This window comes from Kribbella pratensis, assembly GCF_004366075.1.
Classification (GTDB): domain Bacteria; phylum Actinomycetota; class Actinomycetes; order Propionibacteriales; family Kribbellaceae; genus Kribbella; species Kribbella pratensis.
On record NZ_SODU01000001.1, the window covers coordinates 887763 to 910004 of the forward strand.

Here is a 22242-nt window from a genome sequence, read left to right on the forward strand (position 1 = left end):
TCAGACGTTGAAACCCAGCGCGCGCAGCTGGTCGCGGCCGTCGTCGGTGATCTTCTCCGGGCCCCACGGCGGCATCCAGACCCAGTTGATCCGGAAGTCGTTCACGAGGCCGTCGAGCGCCATCCGGGTCTGATCCTCGATCACGTCGGTCAACGGGCAGGCCGCGGACGTCAGCGTCATGTCGATGATCGCCGTACTGGTGTCGTCGACGGTGATCCCGTAGATCAGGCCCAGGTCGACAACGTTGATGCCGAGCTCGGGGTCGACGACGTCCTTGAGAGCCTCGTTGACGTCCTCGACCTTGGGCGGCGTCGTGCCCGCCTGAGCAGCCTCGAGGTCGACCTCGGGCAGCTCGATCTTCTCGTCGGTCTGGTCAGGCATTCTTCACTCCTTCGTTGGCTGCGCCCTGAGTTGCCAGCGCCTGCGCCGTGGCATCCCGCCACGCCGACCAGCCCAGCAGTGCGCACTTCACCCGCGCGGGGAACTGCGCGACGCCCGCGAACGCGACGCCGTCCTCCAGAACCTCTTCGTCCGGTTCGACATTCCCCCGGCCCTGCATCAGCTCGAGGAACTTCTCGTACGTCGCCATGCCCTCGGACACCGGCTTGCCGATCACCAGGTCCGACATCACCGAGGTGGCCGCCTGGCTGATCGAGCAGCCGACGCTGTCGTGCGTGACGCCCTTCACGGTGTCGCCGTCGAGCTCGACCCGGAGCGTCACCTCGTCCCCGCAGGACGGGTTCACGTGGTGCACCTCCACGTCGTACGGGTCCGCGAGACCCGCGTGATGCGGGGTCCGGTAGTGATCCAGGATGATCTCCTGGTAGAGGCTGTCGAGCTGCATATCAGTCCACCTTGAAGAACGATCGGACGAACCCGAGGCCGTCGACGAGCGCGTCGATCTCCTCGGGAGTCGTGTACAGGTAGAAAGACGCTCTGGTCGACGATTGCATTCCGAACCGCTCGTGCACCGGCCGCGCGCAGTGGTGCCCGGCCCGCACCGCGATCCCCCGGGTGTCCAGCACGGTCGACACGTCGTGCGGGTGTACGCCGTCCAGCGCGAAGCTGATCGCGCCGCCGTGGTCCTTCGCGTCGGTCGGTCCGAGCAACGTCAGCCCGGGAACCGTCTTCAGGCCCTCGAGCGCGTACTCGACGATCGCGTGCTCGTGCGCCGCGACCTTGTCCATCCCGATCCCGGACAGGTAGTCGACGGCCGCACCGAGGCCGACGGCCTGCGCGATCGGCGGCGTACCGGCCTCGAACCGGGCCGGCGGCGGCGCGTACGTCGAGCCGGTCATCCGGACGACCTCGATCATCTCGCCGCCGCCGAGGAACGGCGGCAGCTCGGCGAGCAGCTCGTACCGGCCCCAGAGCACGCCGATACCCGTCGGGCCGACGACCTTGTGACCGGTGAAGACCAGGATGTCCGCGCCGAGCGTGGACACGTCGACCGGGAACTGCGGGACCGCCTGCGACGCGTCCACCACCACGGTCGCGCCGACCGCGTGCGCCTTGGTCGCGATCTCGGTGATCGGGTTGATCGTGCCGAGCGCGTTCGACACCCAGGTGAGGGCGACGACCTTGGTGTTCTCGGTCAGCAGCTCCTCGATGTTGCTGAGGTCCAGCCGCCCGTCCTCGGTCACGCCGAACCACTTCAGCGTCGCACCGGTCCGCTCGCACGCGAGCTGCCACGGGACGATGTTGCTGTGGTGCTCCATCTCGGAGACCACCACGACATCGCCCGGCTTGAGCGCGGCGCCGAGCGTGTGCGCGGCCAGGTTGAGCGCCTCGGAGGCGTTCTTGGTGAAGACGATCTCGTCCCGGTTCGGGGCGCCGATGAACGCGGCCACCTTGTCCCGGCCGCCCTCGTACGCCGCCGTGGCCTCGGCACCGAGCTGATGCATGGCCCGCGCGACGTTCGCGTTGTGCTGGAGGTAGTGGTCCTCGATCGCCTGCACGACCTGGCGCGGCTTCTGCGAGGAGTTCGCCGAGTCCAGGTAGACCAGCGGGAACCCGCCCGCGAGTTCACGCGACAGGATCGGGAAGTCCGCCCGGACCGACTGCAGGTCCAGCGGGCTGCTGAAGGTCCGGGTGGTGGTCATGCCTTCGTGCTCGCCTTCAGGAAGCGCTCGTAGCCGTTGGCTTCCAGCTCCTCGGCCAGCTCCGGGCCGCCCTCCTCGGCGACGCGGCCGTCGACGAAGACGTGCACGAAGTCCGGCTTGATGTAGCGCAGGATCCGCGTGTAGTGGGTGATCAGCAGGACGCCCTTGTCACCCTGGGACGCGAACCGGTTGACGCCCTCGGAGACGATCTTCAGCGCGTCGATGTCGAGGCCGGAGTCGGTCTCGTCGAGGATCGCGATCTTCGGGTTCAGCAGCTCCAGCTGGACGATCTCGTGGCGCTTCTTCTCACCGCCGGAGAAGCCCTCGTTGACGTTGCGCTGACCGAAGGTGGGGTCCATGTCCAGGTCGGACAGCGCCTTGTTCACGTCCTTGACCCAGGTGCGCAGCTTCGGCGCCTCGCCGTCGATCGCGGTCTTCGCCGTACGCAGGAAGTTCGCCACCGACACCCCCGGCACCTCGACCGGGTACTGCATCGCCAGGAACAGGCCGGCCCGGGCGCGCTCGTCGACGGCCATGTCCAGCACGTCCTCGCCGTCCAGGGTCACCGTGCCGCTGGTGATGTTGTACTTCGGGTGCCCGGCGATCGAGTACGCCAGCGTCGACTTGCCGGAGCCGTTCGGGCCCATGATCGCGTGCGTCTGACCGCCGGCGATGGTCAGGTCGACGCCGCGCAGGATCTCCTTCGGGCCGTTCTCGGTGTCGACCGACACGTGCAGGTCGCGGATCTCGAGTGTCGCCATGAGGTTTCTTCTATCTCCGTCGTTTACAGGGATGCTTGGTTCAAGGGGTTCTTCACGTCGACGAGTACGTCGTCGCCGTCGAGGCGGACCGGGTAGATCGGCACCGGGTCGTAGGCCGGCAGGCTGGTCGGCTCGCCGGTGCGCAGGTCGAAGCGGGACCCGTGCAGCCAGCACTCGATCTCGCACTCGCCGACGTCGCCCTCGGACAGCTGGATCTGCGCGTGCGAGCACTCGTCCCGCACCGCGAAGTACTGTCCTTCGCTCTTCACGACCGCGACCTCGACACCGCCGACCTCGACCGGGATCACACCCTCGTCGGGGACGTCGGCGGCGGCGCAGGCGCGCTCGAACGTGTCGCTCACTGCCCGACGACCGCCTTGGCCGATGCGCTCAACTCCGCGGCCCGCGCCAGCTTCTGCTCGATCACGTCGTGCAGGTGCTCGGTGACCTCGGGTACGCCGATCTTGCCGATGATGTCGTTGAAGAAGCCGGACACCACCAGCCGCCGGGCCGCGTCCTCGGGGATACCGCGGGCCTGCAGGTAGAACAGCTGCTCGTCGTCGAAGCGGCCGGTCGCGGACGCGTGACCGGCGCCCTCGATCTCGCCGGTCTCGATCTCCAGGTTCGGCACCGAGTCGGCGCGGGCGCCGTCGGTGAGCACCAGGTTCCGGTTCAGCTCGAAGGTGTCGGTGCCCTCGGCCGCGGCCCGGATCAGCACGTCGCCGATCCACACCGAGCGGGCGTGGTCACCGGCCAGCGCGCCCTTGTACAGCACGTTGCTCTTGCAGTTGGTGGCCTCGTGGTCGACGAAGAGCCGGTTCTCGTGGTGCTGACCACCTTCGGCGAAGTACACCCCGAGGAGTTCCGCGTCGCCGCCGGGCCCGGCGTACCGGACGTTGGTGGCGACCCGGACGATCTTGCCGCCCAGGGTCACGACCACGTGGTGGAGTTTCGCGTCCCGCCCGACCAGCGCGTCGTGCTGGGCGAGGTGGATGGACTCGTGGTCACCCTGCTGGATGCTGACCACGCGGAGCTCGGAGCCGTCGCCGGTGACGATCTCGACGTTGGTGCCCAACTCGCCCGCGCCGGTGTGATCGATGATCACGATCGCGCGGCTGTGCCGGCCGGCCTCGACGATCAGGTGGCTGAAGCCGCGGGCACCGAGGCTCGCGACGTTCACGTGCACCGGCTCGGTCAGCTCGGCCTCGACCGGGATCCGGACCGCGAACGCCTCGCCCGCGTGGTTCCAGGCGACGGCCGCGGACCGGTCCTGCGGCTTGCCGACCTTCAGCGAGTCCGCCGCGACGGTCTCGAAGACGACACCCTCCGGACCGGAAGCGTCGATCTTCGGGGTCTCGGTGCCGGCCGCGTCGTCGAACAGGGCCTTGAGCTGCTTGACCGGGGTGAAGCGCCACTCCTCCTCGCGTCCGTTCGGCACCGCGAAGTCGGCCACGTCGTACGACCTCGGCCGCTCACTGCGCGCCTGGAGCGGGACCGGGGACCCCGGCCCGTGGGAGTGTGCCCGGTTGCCAGTGGCAACCAGCGTTTCAGCGGCGGACATCAGCCGACGGCCCCTTCCATCTGCAGCTCGATGAGCCGGTTGAGTTCCAGCGCGTACTCCATCGGGAGCTCGCGGGCGATCGGCTCGATGAAGCCGCGGACGATCATCGCCATCGCCTCGTCCTCGGCCATGCCCCGGCTCATCAGGTAGAAGAGCTGGTCGTCGCTGACCTTGGACACGGTCGCCTCGTGCCCCATCGCCACGTCGTCCTCGCGGACGTCGACGTACGGGTAGGTGTCCGAACGGCTGATGGTGTCGACCAGCAGCGCGTCACAGCGCACCGTGGACTTGCTGTGGTGCGAGCCCGGCGCCACCTCGACCAGACCGCGGTACGACGTCCGGCCGCCGCCGCGGGCCACCGACTTCGACACGATCGAGCTGGAGGTGTACGGCGCGTTGTGCACCATCTTGGAGCCGGCGTCCTGGTGCTGGCCCTCGCCCGCGAACGCGACCGACAGGGTCTCGCCCTTGGCGTGCTCGCCCATCAGGTACACAGCCGGGTACTTCATCGTCACCTTGGAGCCGATGTTGCCGTCGATCCACTCCATGGTCGCGCCCTCTTCGCAGGTGGCGCGCTTGGTGACCAGGTTGTAGACGTTGTTCGACCAGTTCTGGATCGTCGTGTAGCGGCAGCGGGCGCCCTTCTTCACGATGATCTCGACGACCGCGGAGTGCAGCGAGTCGGACTTGTAGATCGGCGCCGTGCAGCCCTCGACGTAGTGCACGTAGGCGTCCTCGTCGACGATGATCAGGGTCCGCTCGAACTGGCCCATGTTCTCGGTGTTGATCCGGAAGTACGCCTGCAGCGGGATGTCCACCTTGACGCCCTTGGGGACGTAGATGAACGAGCCGCCGGACCAGACCGCGGTGTTCAGCGAGGCGAACTTGTTGTCGCCGACCGGGATGACGGAGCCGAAGTACTCCTTGAAGAGCTCCGGGTGCTCCTTCAGGCCGGTGTCGGTGTCCAGGAAGATGACGCCCTGCGCCTCCAGGTCCTCACGGATCTGGTGGTAGACGACCTCGGACTCGTACTGCGCGGCGACGCCGGCGACCAGGCGCTGCTTCTCCGCCTCCGGGATACCGAGCTTGTCGTAGGTGTTCTTGATGTCCGGCGGCAGGTCCTCCCAGGAGGTGGCCTGCTTCTCGGTCGACCGGACGAAGTACTTGATGTTGTCGAAGTCGATTCCCGACAGGTCGGCGCCCCACGACGGCATCGGCTTGCGGTCGAAGAGCTTCAGGCCCTTCAGGCGCAGGTCGAGCATCCACTCCGGCTCGTTCTTCAGCGCGGAGATGCCCCGCACCACGTCGGTGCTGAGGCCGCGCTGGGCGACCGCACCGGCGGCGTCGGAGTCGGCCCAGCCGTACTGGTAGTTGCCGAGGCCTTCCAGTTCGGGGTGAGCGGTTTGCGTCATCGTGTAGTCCTCGCAGCTTCGCCGTCGGATACAGGGGGAACCGGGCTGGCGCCCGGGATATGCGTCGTACAGACACCGTCGCCGTGGGCGATGGTGGCCAGTCGCTGCACGTGCTTGCCGAGGAGTCTCGAGAACACCTCGGTCTCGGCCTCGCACAGCTGGGGGAACTGCGCGGCCACGTGCGCGACCGGGCAGTGGTGCTGGCAGAGCTGGGCGCCGTGGCCCGCCTCCGCCGTGGAGGCGGCGTAGCCGTCGGCCGTCAGGGCCTGGGCGAGCACCTCCGCCTTCTTGCTCTCGGGAGCCTGCGCGAGCAGTTCCCGGTAGCGCTCCTCCACCTCGGAGACCCGGCGCCGAGCGAACTCCGCCACGGCGTCGTCACCGCCGGCCTCGGCGATGAACCGCATCGCGGTCGCCGCGAGGTCGTCGTACGCCTGGTGGAAGGCGTGCCGGCCGGAGTCGGTCAGCACGAACACCTTCGCCGGGCGGCCGCGGCCGCGGGGGCCGTAGACGCGCTCCTCGCGCGATTCCACCAGGCCCTCGTCGAGCAGGTGGTCCAGGTGCCGGCGAACCGCCGCCGGGGTGAGCTCCAGCCGTTCCGCCAGCACCGCGGCGCTGGACGGGCCGTTGGTCAGGATCGAGCGTGCGACCCTGTCCCTGGTGGACTCGTCCCGCGCGCCGGCAGCGCCGTGAGGCACGGCTCGGTCGGTCGCAGGAGTTTTCACAACATCAGTGTCGCGTAATTCCGCGGGCCCTTCAAATAAGGGTCGCCTTACCGGTTCGGGCGCTCACGCGGAACCCGGGACCCGACCGTGAGCGAGGTCACTCCGGGCCGTTCTCTATGCTGCGTTTGTGCCAGTCGCGGTGGAGATCGACAACCTCGTCGTGCGGTACGGCGAGAAGACCGCGGTCGACGGTCTCGGTCTCACCGTATCCGCCGGCACGGTGACGGCCGTGCTCGGCCCGAACGGCGCCGGCAAGACCACGACCGTGGAGACCTGTGAGGGCTTCCGGCGCCCGGACTCGGGCACTGTCCGGGTCCTCGGCCTGGACCCGCTCGCCGACCACGACGAGCTGATGCCGAGGATCGGCGTGATGCTCCAGGAGGGCGGCGCCTGGTCGGGTGTGCGCGCGGTCGAGATGCTGAAGTACGTCGCCACGCTGCACACCCACCCGCTCGACGTGCCCGCCCTGGTGGAGCGCCTCGACCTGGGCAGCTGCGGGCGGACGCCGTACCGCCGGCTCTCGGGCGGACAGAAGCAGCGGTTGTCGTTCGCGCTGGCGATCGTGGGACGGCCGGAGATCGCGTTCCTGGACGAGCCGACCACCGGCCTGGACCCGCACGGGCGCCGCGAGATCTGGCAGCTGATCCGCGACCTGCGCGACGACGGCGTGACGGTCGTGCTGACGACGCACGCGATGGACGAGGCCGAGCAGCTGTCCGACCAGGTGCACGTGGTGTCGGCCGGCAAGGTGATCGCCTCCGGCACCCCAGACTCCCTCACCGACCACCACACCAAGTCCCTCGAGGACGTGTTCCTCGAACTGACCGCGCCGAAGCGGGAGACACCATGAGCAGCGCCGCGACGTACGCCCCGCGGCCGGGCAGCGCGCCCTGGCCGCGGAAGGTGCTCGCGCACACCCGGATGGAGTTCAAGCTGCTCGTCCGCAACGGCGAGCAACTGCTGCTCGCCCTGGTGATCCCGCTCGGCCTGCTGCTCCTCCTCGGCGGGACCGGCCTCGGCGAGCGGCTGCCGCTCGGCAGCGGCCGGCCGATCGACGAGGCGGTCCCCCGGGTGCTCGCACTCGCGATCCTGTCCTCGTCGTTCACCTCGCTGGCGATCGCGACCGGCTTCGAGCGCCGATACGGCGTCATCAAGCGCCTGGGCGCCTCACCGCTGTCCCGCACCGGCCTGCTCGCGGGCAAGATCGGTGCGGTCCTGATCGTCGAGGTCATCCAGCTGATCGTTCTGACCGGCACCGGGTTCGCGCTCGGGTGGAAGCCGATCGGCGGGTTCGAGGCGGTCTTCGGCGTCGTCCTCACGGTTCTGTGCGGTACGGCGGCCTTCGCGTCACTGGGTCTGCTGATGGCCGGCGTACTGCGGGCCGAGGCAACGCTGGCCGCGGCGAACCTGCTGTACCTGCTGCTGCTCGTGGGCGGCGCGATCATGACGCCCGTCGACGAGTACCCGGCCGGTATGCAAGGCGTCGTACGGCTGCTGCCGAGCGCCGCGCTCGCCAACGGGATCGCGAATTCCACGGTCGAAGGGGTGATTCCGTGGGCGGCGGCGCTCTCACTGGCACTCTGGGCGGGGGTGCTGGGGTACCTGGTGTCCCGCACCTTCCGCTGGGACTGACCTTTAGAGTGTGCCGGTGATGACGACCGAGACCCCGCCCCAAGAGACTGAGCCAGTCAGCGGATTCTGGCGACTGGTTCCCGAGCCGAGCCTGGACGCCGTCCGGCGCTGGGGCTGGGCATCGGTGGTCGTGAACATCGGCATCGTGGTCACCGGCGGACTGGTCCGGCTGACCGGCTCGGGGCTCGGCTGCCCGACGTGGCCGTCCTGCACCGACGACTCGTACGTCCCACACGCCGCCCTCGGCATCCACGGCGCGATCGAGTTCACCAACCGGATGCTCGGGTTCGTCGTCGCGATCGTCGCGATCCTCACCTGGCTGGTCGTCATGCGCTACCGCCCGATCCGGCGGGACCTGCGCCGGCTGGCGACCGCGGCCGCGCTCGGGGTCCCGTTGCAAGGGGTGATCGGCGGCATCAGCGTCCTCACCGGCCTGAACCCCTGGATCGTCTCGGCGCACTTCCTGGTCTCGCCGATCATCATCACGCTGACGGTCTCGATGATGCGCCGCTCGCGCACCAGCCCGTACCCGCACACTCCCCCGGTGGTCCGCGCGCTCGCCACCGCCTCGGTGGTGGCGGTCTGGCTGACCGTTGCCCTCGGCACCATTGTGACCGGCGCCGGGCCGCACTCGGGTGATCCGGAGACCGGCCGCAACGGGTTCGACCCTGAGCTGGTCAGTCAGCTGCACTCGGATGTGGTGTTCGGCCTGCTCGGAATCTCGATCGCGCTGGTGATCGCGACCCGCGTGACAGCGACCTCACGCACGCTCCGCAAGCTCGCCGCCTGGCTGCTCGCCGTCGAACTCCTGCAGGGCGCCGTCGGCTTCACGCAGTACTTCACCGGCCTGCCGTGGGGTGTCGTCCTGGTCCACATGTTCCTTGCCGGGCTACTGATCGCCCTCGTCACAGCCGTCTACGGCGAACGCGGCACCCCCGCCACCTGACGAACGCCCGACGGCCGCTGTGTGATCAGTACGTCGATGCCGTCCAGGATTCGGTCGAGCCCGAAGGTCACGTCGGCGTCGCGGATCTCGTCGGTGTACTGGTCGCCGGCCATCAGGGCGGCCAGGACCGAGTATCCGAGCTCGTGCAGCCGAGGTTCCAGGAACTGCGCCACCGCTGCCGGCTCGACGGTGCTCGCGCTGCTGTCCCGCACATCGCGCCGCGCACTGGCGATCCGCCTGGCATAACCGTCCAGCAGCAACGCGCACGACAGGCTTTCGGCGGGACTGAGCCCGGCACCGGTCAGCACCTTCAGGATCGCCTCTGCCCAGCCGAGGAGGTTCGGCGTCATCGGCGCTCCGCGGATCGGCAGATCGCAGAGCCATGGGTGGATGTCGCACCGATCGACCATCGCCTGGGTCCAGGCGGTCGCCCCGGCTCGCCAGTCCCGTGCGCCGACGACCCCGTCCGGCGCCGGACCCCAGGCTGCGTCACCGAGCAGAACCAGGAGCTCGTCGCGCGAGCTGACGTACCTGTAGATCGCGTTGGCGGTCAGCCCCAGCCGCTGGGCGATCTTGGGCATCGACAACGCGGCGAACCCCTCGGCATCGGCCAGCTCGAGGGCTGCGTCGACGATCTGCTCGACGCTCTGCGTCGGCTTCCGGCCGAGCTTGTTCTTCGACTTGGCGGGCAGACCCCACGCCAGCACCAGCCCCGGCGGCAGGTGCGCATCGTCGGTCAACGGCATCAGGTCGGCTCCTCACGCCTGGCAAAACGCGGTGTTTGACTTCGTGTGTACCTTACACTTTATATTAGTGTGACCCACACACAAATACACCTGAGGATGCGAGCGTGCCCATGGGACAGCAGGATCACCACGACGGACCGGCTCGGCGACGACCGCGGTCCGGCCTTTCTCGCCGGCTCGGAGCATTGCTGACCGCGGCGCTTCTCGCGAGCTCGGCCGCGGCCTGTGGAGGTGCGGCCCAAGCCGCGACGAACAGCCGTGGTACGCCGGAAACTCCCGCAGACGCCGTGGTTTCGACGGACGCCGGGGCAGTACGCGGCACGCTCACCCCGCAGGCCCGGCGTTTCCAAGGAATTCCGTACGCCGCACCGCCGACCGGCCGACTCCGCTGGGCATCGCCGCAACGGGCCGCGTCATGGCGTGGCATCCGGGACGCGACCAAGCCCGGGAATCGCTGCGCCCAGGCCGGAGGGCTGATCGACGAGGCCAGCACGACCGAGGACTGCCTCTACCTCAACGTCACCACGCCCCGCGACAGCGGCGCACACAAGCTGCCGGTGATGGTGTGGATCCACGGCAACGGCTTCATCAACGGAGCCGGCAGCCTGTACGACGCACAGCAGTTGGCGAACAGCGGCCAGGTCGTCGTGGTCAGCCCCAACTACCGGCTGGGCATCTTCGGCTTCCTTGCCCATCCGGCGCTCGACCACGGCGGAGCTCGGCAACTCTCGGGGAACTTCGGCCTCGAGGACCAGCAGGCCGCATTGCGGTGGGTCCGGCGCAACGCGGCGGCATTCGGCGGCGATCCGGGCAATGTCACGATCTTCGGTGAATCCGCCGGCGGCACCAGCGTCTGTTCCCACCTGGTCGCGCCAGGATCCGCAGGACTGTTCCAGAAGGCGATCCTGCAGAGCGCCCAGTGCACCGGGCGGAAGTGGTCGCCCGGACCGCCGACCTGGTTTCCGCTACCCCGCTCCGAGCGCGAGCAGCACGGCCTCGAGGTCGCGGCCGAGATCGGCTGCGCCGACCCGGCGGCCGCTGCGGCCTGTTTGCGAGACAAGCTGCCGGAGGAGCTCACCAAGTGGTCCGACGACGGAGTGGGATCAGGCCCGACCGTTGGTGGTGGAGTGCTGCCTCTCAGCCCGGACCGCGCCTTCGCAACCGGTCGCTTCAACCACGTGCCGATCATCCAGGGCACCACGCGGGACGAACACCGCCTGTTCACCGCCGCGATCGAAACAGCAACCGATCAGGTGACCACCCCGGCCAGTTACAGAGAAGAAGTCCACACGCTGTTCGGGCAGTCGGACGCCGAACGGGTCCTGGCCCGCTATCCCATCGAACAGTTCCATTCGGCCGGCGAGGCTTTGTCGGCCGTGGTCACGGACTGGGCGTGGGGCTGCCCGGTCCTCGACCGAGACCGCGCAATCGCCGCGCAGACACCGCTGTTCGCGTACGAGTTCGCCGACGAGACCGCTCCGTGGTTCACCACGCTTCCGAAGCCCAACTTCCCGACCGGCGCGTACCACGGCGCCGAACTGCAGTACCTCTTCGCCGACGAGCAACTCCCGGGCCCGAGAACTCCCGGGCAGAAAGAACTCTCCGCGACGATGATGAGCTACTGGACCCAGTTCGCACGCACCGGGAACCCGAACGGTCCGGGTCAGCCACGCTGGCAGCCGTTCCAGAACAAGGACCACGTCCAGTCGCTCGCCCCTGCGAGAATCACCTCGGCCGACCTGGCCCAGGAACACCAATGCGCCTTCTGGGCCTCGATCGGCTCCTGACCTGATCGACAAGGCCGCCGTTCGGGCCAACGCGGGGCACCCGCCACCTGACGGGCGCCCCGCGCGTCGCTCAGCAGATCACTTCACTCAGTACTTCACTCAGTACTTCACTCGGTAGACCGCGCCGGGGCCGAAGACCGGCCCGGCGACGAACAACTGGCCCCACCGGTTGAAAGCTGTGCCTCCCGGCAGGTTCAGCTGACCGCGGACCAGTTCTCGTTTGTACCCAGCCCGATGTCCCTTGCCCGGGTACTGCAGGTACAGCGAGCCGATGGTCGAGCCGCCCATCTCGAACTTGAGCCAGCTCTCCCGGGCCAGCTGGACCACGGCCAGCTTGCCGTGCGGGCCGCCGGCCAGGTCGACGATCGACGTGTAGCCGTCGGCGTACCGCTTGCAATTGCCCTTGTTCGGCTTGACCGGATCACATACCGCTCCCACGGAGCCTGGCTTGATCCGCCAGATCTCCGACGTTCCCGGTGTCGCCGGGAAGCCGCGGAGTTCACCGACGTACCAGTAGCCGTCCGAACCGACCGTCACCGAGGTGGCGACGGCTTCGGCGGGGATCATCGTCCCGGCCGGCGGGGCCTCCGGTCCGAGGCCGGCCGGCGTCTTCACCACGCGCGGCTTCAACCGGGCAACGGTCTGGATCTTGCCGTTCGGCCAGACCCGGAGCAGGTCGTTGCCGGCGGCATCCGCCACCAGCACGGTGCCGTCCCGTAGCGCCGCGACACCGAACGGGTTCGACTCGGTCGGCGGGTCGGCCAGGTTGTACGGATCCGGGTCGTGCGACTGGTACTTGCCGATGTCCGCGACCGGGACCGGCGACTTGCCCGGACGCAGCCGGAACAGGGTGGCGCCGCCTGGCGGGGTGTCGCCTTCCGGACCGCCACCGCCGGTCAGGGCGTACGTCGTACCCCATTTGTTCGTGTCGATCGCCGGTGCGAATCCTCCCGGGACCTGGCCGAGCTTCCAGGTCTTGTGGCCGTCGGTCGCGTACACCGAGCCGTCGGTGACGCTGTAGATGACCTTGTCCTTGTACGTCGAGACGCCGCGCGGCCCGTCCAGACCCGTTGCCACCGGCTTCAAACTCGAGTGGTTGCCCCCGGCCTCGGCCTGGCCCGCGACCAGGACCGTGGCGGTCAGAGCGAGTGCCGCGACCGCGGCGATGCGTGTTCGTACCCCCATGCGAATCCCCCTGCTGTAACGCCTCCCCAGGCGTGGATCCCCGTCCACAGGCAGATGCCCATCGCAACATCAGATCACGTTCAGGTCAACGGGGTAACGCACCGCGTCCGCCCCGGGACCGTGCGGCACCCGGCAGATACCACGTCCGGTCGCCCAGCAGCGCGAGCACGGCGGGCACGACGAGCATCCGGACCAGCGTCACATCCAGGAAGATCGCCACCGCCAGGCCGACGCCGACGATCTTCACCATGACTGCCGGGTCGGCCGCGAACCCGGCCGCCACCGCGATCATGATCGCGGCCGCGCAGGTGATCACCTTCGCACTCGACGCGAGCCCCTCGACCAGGGCCTCCCGGTGCGGCAGGCCCGCGTCGTACGCCTCCCGGACCCGGCTCAGCATGAACACCTCGTAGTCGGTCGACAGCCCGAACAGGATCGCGAACAGCACCACCGGCGCCCAGGCGACGATCGGCACCGGCTCGGCGAGACCGAGCAGTTCCGAGCCCGGCGAGGTCTGGAACGCCACCGTCAACGCACCGAACGACGCGGCCACCGAGAGCAGGTTGGCCAGCACCGCCTTGACCGCCAGCACCAGCGAGCGGAACACCGCCACCAGCAGCACGCACGTCGCCGCCAGCACGACGAGGATCACCAGCCACAGCCGTTGCTGCAGGACCGTCGTCATGTCCACCGTCGTTGCCGTCGGCCCCGCCAGCTCGGCACCGCCGGGCAACTCCCGGTGCAGCGCACCGACCAGCTCGTACGTCGCCGCGTCCTGCGGACCAGTCCTCGGTACGACGGTCAGCACCGCCGTCGTACCGTCGGCCGATCGCAGCGGCGGCATCACGTCCGCGACGTCCGGTCGGGACGCCATCCGGCTCGCGAGGCTCGTGTCATCGACCCTTGCGCGGTCGACGACCACGGCGAGCGGCCCGTTCCACCCAGGACCGAAGTGCTGGGCGACCAGGTCGTACGCCTGCCGCGTCGGGTTCGACAGCGGTTCGCTGCCGGCGTCGTTCTGACCGAGACGCAGCCCGGCCACCGGCGCCGCGATCACGCCCAGCGCGGTCAGGCCGGCCGCGAGAGCGAGCACCGGCCGCCGCACCACGGCCCCCGTGGACCGCTCCGCCCAGGCGGAGCGGAAGGCCGGCGGCGCCTGACCGCGAGGTGCTCGCCGGGGCAACACCCGGCGTCCTGCGGGCACGAGGATCGCCGGCAGCAGGGTGATCGCGGCGAGCATCGTCGCCAGCACCACCAGCCCGGCGGCCAACCCCATCGTCGTGAAGCTGGGGATGCCGCTGAACGCCAGCCCGAGGATGCCGATCAGCACGCACAGCCCGGCGAACACCACCGCATGCCCGGCCGTCGCCACCGCCTCGGCGACCGCGTCGAGCGGAGCCGACCCGCGTCCGAGTTCGTCGCGATACCGGGCGATGATCAGCAGGCTGTAGTCGATCCCGACGCCGAGTCCGAGCATCGATCCGAGGGTCGGGCTCACCGTGCTCACGTCGGCGACCGCCGCGAGCAACCCGATCAGCCCCATGCCCACGCCGATCCCGACCAGCGCCATCAGCAACGGCAGCCCGGCCGCGAGCAACGAGCCGAACACCAGAATCAGCACGACGATCGCGACCGCGACCCCGATCGCCTCGGCGACTCCGTTCGGGCCCTGCACCCCTTCCGGGACCTGGCCGCCGACGGCGACCTGGGCGCTCGCCTCCCGCAGCGGAGCCGCAGCCCCGGTCAGCGCGGCCGTGGTCTCCTTCAGATCGAGTCCCTCCGGCCCGACTGCGAACTGTACGGCGATCAACGCCGACCGCCCGTCCGGCGTGACGGACGGCGTCACCGTCTGGACGTGTTCCACCGACCGTAGGGAGTGCACGGTCCGGTCGATTGCACCGGCAGGCAGTCCAGCGGTGGCGCGAGCCACCACGTGGGCCACGGCACCGCTGCGATCCGGGAAGTGGTCCCGAAGCATCGCGGTCGCCCGCGCGCTCGACGTACCCGGAACGTCGGCCGTGTCGCGCAGGCTGCCGCCGGCAGCCACCGAGGCACCGGTCACCGCCCCGAGCAGGAGCAGCCAGAGCACGGCCACGCGCCAGGGATGCGTCCCGCACAGCCGTCCGAGCCGGTGCAGCATGCGCGTCATGTCGATCTCCTCGGTCGTCCGATGAACACCTCCACCAGACCCCGGCACGAGGACCCCGGTCCAACAGCCATCGCTCGCCCGTTGACAACCAGCGGTTGTCGGACAGGATGAGGGCGGGTGTGGACCTCGACTCGGGCACCCTGCGGGCCTTCGTGACGGTCGCCGACGAAGGTCACTTCGGCCGGGCCGCCGAGCGGCTCGTCATCTCCCAGCAGGCGATCTCGAAGCGGATCAACCGGCTGGAGAGCCAGCTCGGGGTGTCACTGTTCGACCGGTCGCTCCGGAACGTCCGGATCACCGAGACCGGTCGCCGGCTGCTGCCGCTGGCCCGGCAGGCGGTCGACACCGCCGACGCCCTCGCCGTCGAGGCGGCGAAGAACGCGGGCCCACTGCGGATCGACGTTCTCGACGACCACCTGTCGTCGATGCTGATCGCGCGCGGCGTGGCGCAGCGCGGCGACGTCGTCGTCGAGGCCCGGACCCGGACCGATCACCACGACGCCCTCGAGGCGCTGCGGACGACAGACGTCGACATCGCCTTGGGACGGGCCGGCGCGGTCACCGGACCGTGGCCTGCCGACCTCCGGCGCCGGGTCGTGCTGCTCGAGCCGATCCGGCTCCTGGTCGGCGCACGCCATCCGCTGGCGGGACGCGACGCCGTACCGATGGCGGACCTGCGGGACGCTCGGCTCTGGTTCCCGATGACCGGGGCGCCGCGGGAGTGGATCGACCTCGTCGACGAGCTGTGCGCGGACTTCGGGCTGACGGTGGACCGCACCGGGTCGACGCTGGGTCTCGAGTACTTCCTCGGCAGGCTCGCAGACGATCCGGGGCTCGGCACGCTGTTCGGCGGGGCGATGGCGGCACCCGGTCCGGGGCTCGCCGTCGTACCGATCGTCGATCCGGTGCCGGTGTTCGCGTGGTGGGCGATGTGGCGGCGCCGGGTTCCGGACAGCCGGGTCCAGGCCGTCCAGGATGCTGCTTCCAGGCTGTACGGCGTACCGCTGGAAGCGGCGGGCGACACGTGGATGCCCGCGGCCGACCGCGCCCGGCTGTAGGGCACGGCTGTAGGACCTGGCCTCAGTGCAGCAGCGGATCGATCGCGGCGGCGATGAACAGCAGCGCGAGGTAGATGTTCGAGAAGTGGAAGAGCCGCATCGGGCGCAGCGCGGCGCCGTCCGCGCCGGTGTGGGCCCGGACCAACAACCGGCGCGCCTCGCGGAGGAACACGAAACCGAGCACGACCGCGGCCAGCGGGTACACCCAGCCGGTGTCGCCGATCGGCCAGAGCGCCAGCGACGTGATCACCATGACCACGGAGTACGCCATGATCTGCCGCGCGGTGGCGACCGGGGTGGCGACCACGGGAAGCATCGGCACGTCGACCGACGCGTAGTCCTCGCGGTACCGCATCGCGAGCGACCAGGTGTGCGGCGGCGTCCAGAAGAAGACGACCAGGAACAGCACGACCGGCGTCCAGGCCAGCTTGCCGGTGACCGCGGTCCAGCCGATCAGGGTCGGGAAGCAGCCTGCGATCCCGCCCCAGACGATGTTCTGCACGGTCCGGCGCTTGAGCACCATCGTGTAGCCGAAGACGTAGAACAGGTTCGCGGCCAGCGCGAGGCCGGAGGACAGCCAGTTCACGAAGAAGCCGAGCTCGAGGGTCGCCAGCACACCGAGCACGACGCCGAAGATCGTCGCCGAGCGCGGGCTGACCGCGTGCCGCGGCAGCGGGCGGCGCCGGGTCCGGCGCATCTGCTCGTCGATGTCGCGGTCGAGGACGCAGTTGATCGTGTTGGCGCTGCCGGAGGCGAGCACGCCGCCGATCAGCGTGGCCACGACCACCTCGAGACCGGGCACGCCACCGGCTGCCAGGAACATCACCGGCACGGTGGTGATCAGGAGCAGCTCGATGATGCGCGGCTTGGTCAGACCGACGTACGCCTTCACCACGTCGCGCACCGACGGACTCACCGTTGCAGCTGATACAGCGGTAGCGTCCGGCAGCGGCGTCGGGTACGACGTCGTCGCGGCAGAACGCGGGTCGACGGCCGTCACGAACACCTCGAACAGAGTGGGTTGACGCCGGATGAGCGGCGCTGACGATTCAGCAGTCTACGACGCCCCGTAGGAGGGTTCTCGCACCCCCCTCCGATCGGCCGGGTGTGATGTCGGAGACGTCCGGGAACAGCACCAGTTACCAGCTGGTTGACAAGCCTTGGAGCAATGTGCAGCCGACAGGCCGCGTCACAGTAGGCTCTGCGTGAGACACCTAGAAGGTCACCATCGAGAGGAGCGCCGCCGGCGTGACGGAGAAGACCAGCCCAAAGCTTGAATGGACCGAACTGGACCAGCGCGCGGTCGACACCGTACGGGTGCTCGCGATGGATGCGGTCGAGAAGGTCGGCAACGGACATCCCGGTACGGCGATGAGCCTCGCACCGGCGGCGTACCTGCTGTTCCAGAAGGTGATGCGGCACAACCCGGCGGCCACCCACTGGGCCGGCCGCGACCGGTTCGTGCTGTCCGCGGGACACTCCAGCCTGACCTTGTACATCCAGCTCTACCTGGCCGGCTTCGGCCTCGAGCTGGACGACCTGAAGTCGCTGCGGACCTGGGGCAGCAAGACCCCGGGCCACCCCGAGTACCGGCACACCGCCGGCGTCGAGACCACCACCGGCCCGCTCGGCCAGGGCATCGGCAACGCGGTCGGCATGGCGATGGCGGCCCGCCGGGAGCGCGGCCTGCTCGACCCGGACGCGCCGAAGGGCGAGAGCCTGTTCGACCACCAGATCTACGTGATCGCGTCCGACGGTGACATCGAGGAAGGCGTCGCCTCCGAGGCGTCGTCGCTGGCCGGGCACCAGAAGCTCGGCAACCTGACGATCATCTACGACGCGAACAAGATCTCGATCGAGGACAACACCGACGTCGCACTGTCCGAGGACGTGGCGGCCCGCTACGCGGCGTACGGCTGGCACGTCCAGGACGTTGACTGGACGCTCGGCGGCACCGGTTACGAGGAGGACGTCCAGGCGCTGTACGACGCGCTCGAGGCGGCCCGGGCCGTGACCGACAAGCCGAGCTTCATCCGGCTGCACACCATCATCGGCTGGCCGGCCCCGAACAAGCAGAACACCGGCAAGATCCACGGCTCGGCGCTCGGCGCCGACGAGGTCGCCGCGACCAAGAAGGTGCTCGGCTGGGATCCGGAGCAGTCGTTCCAGGTCGCCGACGACGTGATCGCGCACACCCGCCAGGCGCTGGACCGGGGCAAGGTCCTGGAGGCCGAGTGGACCGCGAAGTTCGACGAGTGGAAGGCCGCGAACCCGGAGCGGGCCGCGCTGCTCGACCGGCTCTCCAAGCGGGAACTGCCGGCCGGCTGGAAGGACGCCCTGCCGAGCTGGGACGCCGACGCCAAGGGGGTCGCGACCCGCGCCGCCTCCGGTGAGGTGCTGACCAAACTCGCACCGGAGCTCCCCGAGCTCTGGGGCGGCTCGGCCGACCTGGCCGGTTCGAACAACACCACCCCGAAGGGCCAGCCGTCCTTCATCCCGGCGGAGTTCTCGACCAAGGAGTTCTCCGGCGACGAGTACGGCCGGGTCCTGCACTTCGGGATCCGCGAGCACGCCATGGGCTCGGTGCTGAACGGCATCGCGCTGCACGGCCTGACCCGCCCGTACGGCGGTACGTTCCTGGTCTTCTCCGACTACATGCGTCCCTCCGTCCGGCTGGCCGCGCTGATGCAGCTGCCGGTGACGTACGTGTGGACGCACGACTCGATCGGTCTCGGCGAGGACGGTCCGACGCACCAGCCGATCGAGCACCTCTCGGCGCTGCGGGCGATCCCGGGCCTGGACGTCGTACGGCCCGGTGACGCGAACGAGACGGCGGCCGCGTGGGCGACCATCCTCGAGCACACCGACCGCCCGGCCGGCCTGGCACTGACCCGGCAGAACGTGCCGACGTTCCCGCGCGGCACCGACGGCTTCGCGACCACCGAGAACGTGCACAAGGGCGGTTACGTGCTGCTCGACACCGAAGGCACGCCGGACGTGGTGCTGATCGGCACCGGCTCCGAGCTGCAGATCGCGGTCGAGGCCCGCAAGGTCCTGGCCGACGAGGGCGTCAACGCCCGCGTGGTGTCGATGGTGTCCCGCGAGTGGTTCGACGAGCAGGACGACGCGTACCGCGAGTCGGTCATCCCGGCGGACGTGCGGGCCCGGGTCTCGGTCGAGGCCGGGATCGCGCAGAGCTGGCACGACATCGTCGGCGACGCCGGCCGCTCGGTGAGCCTGGAGCACTACGGCGCGTCCGCGGCGTACCAGACGCTGTACGACGAGTTCGGCATCACCACCGAGGCGGTCGTGCAGGCCGCGAAGGACAGCATCGCCGCCGCCGCGCAGATCAGCGGACCGGGTGTCCCGCCCGGCCGCGCCGCCGCCGGGCCGGTCGGACCGGCCGACGCCGGCGGCACCGGACAGGCCAACTGAGACACCTGACAACAGAAGATTTCGGAAGAAGGCATCGGAACCATGAACGATCGCTTGAAAGCACTCGCCGACGCGGGTGTCTCCATCTGGCTGGACGACCTGTCCCGTGAGCGGCTGACCAGCGGCAGCCTGCAGGCGCTGATCGAGGACAAGCACGTGGTCGGCGTGACCACGAACCCGACCATCTTCGCGAAGGCCATCTCGGACGCCGACGCGTACGCCGAGACGATCGGCCGGCTGGCCGCCGAGGGCGTGTCCGTCGACGAGGCCATCCGGGTGATCACGACGAGCGACGTCCGTGACGCCGCCGACGTGTTCAAGCCGGCGTACGACGACTCCGAGGGCCAGGACGGCCGGGTGTCGATCGAGGTCGAGCCGACGCTCGCGCACGACACCGCGAAGACCGTCGAGCAGGCCAAGCAGCTGTGGGACATCGTCGGCCGGGAGAACGTGTTCATCAAGATCCCGGCCACCAAGGCAGGCCTGCCGGCGATCACCCAGACGCTGGCCGCCGGGATCAGCGTGAACGTGACGCTGATCTTCTCGCTGGAGCGCTACAAGGCGGTTGCGGACGCGTTCCTGACCGGTCTGGAGCAGGCCGTCGAGAACGGTCACGACGTCACCAAGATGGCCAGCGTCGCGTCGTTCTTCGTCAGCCGGGTGGACACCGAGATCGACAAGCGGCTGGAGGCGATCGGCACCGCCGAGGCCAAGGCGCTGAAGGGCAAGGCCGCGATCGCCAACGCCCGGCTCGCGTTCCAGGCGTACGAGGAGATCTTCGCCTCCGACCGCTGGCGGGAGCTGGAGACCGCCGGCGCCAAGCCGCAGCGCCCGCTGTGGGCGTCGACCGGCACCAAGGACCCGTCGTACTCCCCCACCCTGTACGTCGACAACCTGGTCACCCGCGGCGTCGTGAACACGATGCCGGAGGCAACCATCAAGGCGGTCGAGGAGCACAGCGAGATCACCGGCGACACGGTCCGCGGCGACTACGCGGCCGACCGCAAGGTGATCGACGACCTGGAGAAGCTGGGCATCTCGTACGACGAGGTCGTGCAGCTGCTCGAGGACGAGGGCGTCTCGAAGTTCGACGCCTCCTGGTCCGAGCTGCAGGACACCGTCGCGTCGGCCCTCAAGGCGGCTGCCAAGTGAGCACTCCGAAGGTCACCACCCAGAACGGCGACTGGGCCGAGGTCGTCGACAAGCTGGTCGCGGAGAAGATCGCCTCCCGGATCGCCGCGAAGGACGCGACGATCTGGGGCCCGGACGCCGAGTCCGAGGCGTCGATCCGGCTCGGCTGGGTCGACCTGCACGACACCTCGCGGCCGCTGCTGGCCGAGATCGAGGCACTGCAGGCCGACCTGCGGTCCGAGGGCCTGGACCGGATCGTGCTGTCCGGCATGGGCGGCTCGTCGCTGGCTCCGGAGGTGATCACCCGGACGGCGGGCGTGGAGCTCGTCGTCCTCGACTCGACCGACCCGAGCGTGATCAAGCGCGCCCTGGACGGTGACCTGTCGAAGACCGTGATCGTGGTGTCCAGCAAGTCCGGCGGGACGGTCGAGACCGACAGCCACCGCCGTACCTTCGCCAAGGCGTTCACCGACGCGGGCATCGACGCGGCCTCGCGGATCGTCGTCGTGACGGACCCGGGTTCGCCGTTCGAGAAGCTGTCGGCGGACGAGGGCTACCGCAAGACGTTCCTCGCGGACCCGAACGTCGGCGGACGGTACAGCGCGCTGACGGCGTTCGGCCTGGTGCCGTCCGGTCTGGCCGGCGCCGACATCGCCGAGCTGCTCGACCAGGCAGCCGAGGCGGCGCCGGCGTTGCAGGCCGACTCCACCGACAACCCGGCGCTGTGGCTGGGCGCGGTGCTCGCCGCCAGCGCAGGTCGCGACAAGGCGATCATCACGGCCGACGGTTCCGACATCGTCGGTTTCCCGGACTGGGCCGAGCAGCTGATCGCGGAGAGCACCGGCAAGAACGGCACCGGCGTACTCCCGGTCGCCGTCGAGGTGACCGCTCCGGAGCTGCGTAGCGAGGCTGCCGATCTCACCAATGCTCTGCTGGCGGAGAAGGCGACCAGTGGCGTGCCGACGGCATTGACCTCCGGTTCGCTCGGCGGTCAGTTCCTGCTGTGGGAGGTGGCGACTGCGGTAGCGGGCTACCTGCTCGGCATCAACCCGTTCGACCAGCCGGACGTGGAGAGCGCGAAGAAGGCGGCGCGTGGTCTGCTCGACGCGCAGCCGGAGCCGGAAGCGGCCGCGTTCACCGACGGCGCCGTGGAAGTCCGAGCCACTGAGGGCCTGCTCGACGGTGTGGACTCGCTGCAGGGCGCGGTCGACGCGCTGCTGGGCAAGCTCGATCCGAAGGGCTACGTCGCCGTGATGGCGTACCTGGACTCCGAGCGGGACGCCGACCTGATCGCGATCCGGCCGGCGCTGGCGGCCAAGACGGACCGTCCGGTGACCTTCGGATGGGGCCCGCGGTTCCTGCACTCGACCGGCCAGTACCACAAGGGCGGCCACCCGGAGGGCGTGTTCCTGCAGATCACCGGGGCGCATCCGACCGACGTGGAGATCCCGGACCGGCCGTTCACGTTCGGGACGCTGATCTCGGCACAGGCGGCCGGTGATGCGGGCGTCATCGCGGAGCGCGGCCGTCCGGTGCTGCGTCTGCACCTGACCGACGTGGCGTCCGGCGTACAGCAGCTTTTGTCCCTGTTCAAGTAACACGACACTCGGAGGAA

Annotated in this window: 20 protein-coding genes; 8 read left to right on the top strand and 12 right to left on the bottom strand. The window is 69.5% G+C overall.

Annotated elements, in window-relative coordinates; all coding sequences use genetic code 11:
• From EV137_RS04275 to EV137_RS04310, 8 genes are read right to left on the bottom strand one after another with little or no spacing between them, the layout of a single operon-like run.
• A complete protein-coding gene (locus EV137_RS04275; RefSeq protein WP_130386126.1) occupies positions 1-381 on the bottom strand; it encodes a metal-sulfur cluster assembly factor in 381 nt (126 codons plus the stop codon).
• Positions 374-844, bottom strand: coding sequence for a Fe-S cluster assembly sulfur transfer protein SufU (gene sufU / locus EV137_RS04280; protein ID WP_134009579.1), 471 nt, complete (start codon positions 842-844; stop codon positions 374-376). The genes EV137_RS04275 and sufU overlap by 8 nt, the downstream gene beginning before the upstream one ends.
• A 1-nt stretch (position 845) precedes the next feature.
• A complete protein-coding gene (locus EV137_RS04285; protein ID WP_134126678.1) occupies positions 846-2102 on the bottom strand; it encodes a cysteine desulfurase in 1257 nt (418 codons plus the stop codon).
• On the bottom strand, positions 2099-2863 hold the full coding sequence (sufC, locus tag EV137_RS04290) for a Fe-S cluster assembly ATPase SufC (protein WP_133788291.1): 765 nt from the start codon (positions 2861-2863) through the stop codon (positions 2099-2101). Before sufC ends, EV137_RS04285 begins: the two co-directional genes overlap by 4 nt.
• A 23-nt stretch (positions 2864-2886) precedes the next feature.
• Entirely contained in the window at positions 2887-3225 is a 339-nt protein-coding gene (locus EV137_RS04295) for a non-heme iron oxygenase ferredoxin subunit (protein ID WP_131340840.1), read from the bottom strand.
• On the bottom strand, positions 3222-4424 hold the full coding sequence (sufD, locus tag EV137_RS04300) for a Fe-S cluster assembly protein SufD (RefSeq protein ID WP_134126680.1): 1203 nt from the start codon (positions 4422-4424) through the stop codon (positions 3222-3224). Before sufD ends, EV137_RS04295 begins: the two co-directional genes overlap by 4 nt.
• Positions 4424-5836, bottom strand: coding sequence for a Fe-S cluster assembly protein SufB (gene sufB, locus EV137_RS04305; protein ID WP_133788289.1), 1413 nt, complete (start codon positions 5834-5836; stop codon positions 4424-4426). Before sufB ends, sufD begins: the two co-directional genes overlap by 1 nt.
• Entirely contained in the window at positions 5833-6558 is a 726-nt protein-coding gene (locus EV137_RS04310) for a helix-turn-helix transcriptional regulator (protein WP_370344346.1), read from the bottom strand. The genes sufB and EV137_RS04310 overlap by 4 nt, the downstream gene beginning before the upstream one ends.
• A 127-nt stretch (positions 6559-6685) precedes the next feature.
• Between EV137_RS04310 and EV137_RS04315 the strand changes: the two genes are divergently transcribed.
• From EV137_RS04315 to EV137_RS04325, 3 genes are read left to right on the top strand one after another with little or no spacing between them, the layout of a single operon-like run.
• A complete protein-coding gene (locus EV137_RS04315; protein WP_238175077.1) occupies positions 6686-7408 on the top strand; it encodes an ABC transporter ATP-binding protein in 723 nt (240 codons plus the stop codon).
• Positions 7405-8190: an ABC transporter permease gene (locus EV137_RS04320; RefSeq protein ID WP_134126682.1), complete on the top strand. Its 786-nt coding sequence runs from the start codon at positions 7405-7407 to the stop codon at positions 8188-8190. The genes EV137_RS04315 and EV137_RS04320 overlap by 4 nt, the downstream gene beginning before the upstream one ends.
• A 19-nt stretch (positions 8191-8209) precedes the next feature.
• On the top strand, positions 8210-9136 hold the full coding sequence (locus tag EV137_RS04325; protein WP_134010349.1) for a COX15/CtaA family protein: 927 nt from the start codon (positions 8210-8212) through the stop codon (positions 9134-9136).
• Here EV137_RS04325 and EV137_RS04330 read toward each other — a convergent pair.
• Positions 9106-9882 carry a TetR/AcrR family transcriptional regulator gene (locus tag EV137_RS04330; RefSeq protein WP_134126684.1) on the bottom strand — a complete coding sequence of 259 codons (777 nt, stop codon included), beginning with the start codon at positions 9880-9882 and terminating at the stop codon, positions 9106-9108. The genes EV137_RS04325 and EV137_RS04330 overlap by 31 nt on opposite strands.
• A gap of 110 nt (positions 9883-9992) precedes the next feature.
• Here EV137_RS04330 and EV137_RS04335 point away from each other — a divergent pair, with 110 nt between their 5' ends.
• Entirely contained in the window at positions 9993-11669 is a 1677-nt protein-coding gene (locus EV137_RS04335; protein WP_134129356.1) for a carboxylesterase/lipase family protein, read from the top strand.
• Between the two features lie 99 nt (positions 11670-11768).
• Here EV137_RS04335 and EV137_RS04340 read toward each other — a convergent pair whose 3' ends face one another.
• Positions 11769-12854: a ScyD/ScyE family protein gene (locus tag EV137_RS04340; RefSeq protein WP_134009569.1), complete on the bottom strand. Its 1086-nt coding sequence runs from the start codon at positions 12852-12854 to the stop codon at positions 11769-11771.
• Positions 12855-12939: 85 nt separating this feature from the next.
• The gene (locus EV137_RS04345; RefSeq protein ID WP_134126686.1) at positions 12940-15003 is read right to left on the bottom strand and encodes an MMPL family transporter; all 2064 of its coding nucleotides are present in this window, start codon (positions 15001-15003) and stop codon (positions 12940-12942) included.
• 119 nt (positions 15004-15122) lie between these two features.
• Between EV137_RS04345 and EV137_RS04350 the strand changes: the two genes are divergently transcribed.
• A complete protein-coding gene (locus tag EV137_RS04350; RefSeq protein WP_166679772.1) occupies positions 15123-16061 on the top strand; it encodes a LysR family transcriptional regulator in 939 nt (312 codons plus the stop codon).
• A 22-nt stretch (positions 16062-16083) separates the two neighbouring features.
• On the opposite strand, the gene EV137_RS04355 is transcribed toward EV137_RS04350, so the two are convergent.
• On the bottom strand, positions 16084-17010 hold the full coding sequence (locus tag EV137_RS04355) for a heme o synthase (RefSeq protein ID WP_238175321.1): 927 nt from the start codon (positions 17008-17010) through the stop codon (positions 16084-16086).
• A gap of 299 nt (positions 17011-17309) precedes the next feature.
• On the opposite strand from EV137_RS04355, the gene tkt reads away from it, so the two are divergent.
• The 3 genes from tkt to EV137_RS04370 are packed head-to-tail and all read left to right on the top strand — an operon-like array spanning position 17310 to position 22225.
• Positions 17310-19496 carry a transketolase gene (gene tkt / locus EV137_RS04360; RefSeq protein ID WP_134126690.1) on the top strand — a complete coding sequence of 729 codons (2187 nt, stop codon included), beginning with the start codon at positions 17310-17312 and terminating at the stop codon, positions 19494-19496.
• Positions 19497-19538: 42 nt separating this feature from the next.
• Entirely contained in the window at positions 19539-20648 is a 1110-nt protein-coding gene (gene tal, locus EV137_RS04365) for a transaldolase (protein WP_134126692.1), read from the top strand.
• Complete coding sequence (locus EV137_RS04370; protein WP_134126694.1) at positions 20645-22225, top strand: phosphoglucose isomerase-related protein; 1581 nt, start codon at positions 20645-20647, stop codon at positions 22223-22225. The genes tal and EV137_RS04370 overlap by 4 nt, the downstream gene beginning before the upstream one ends.
• Positions 22226-22242: the final 17 nt, after the last annotated feature.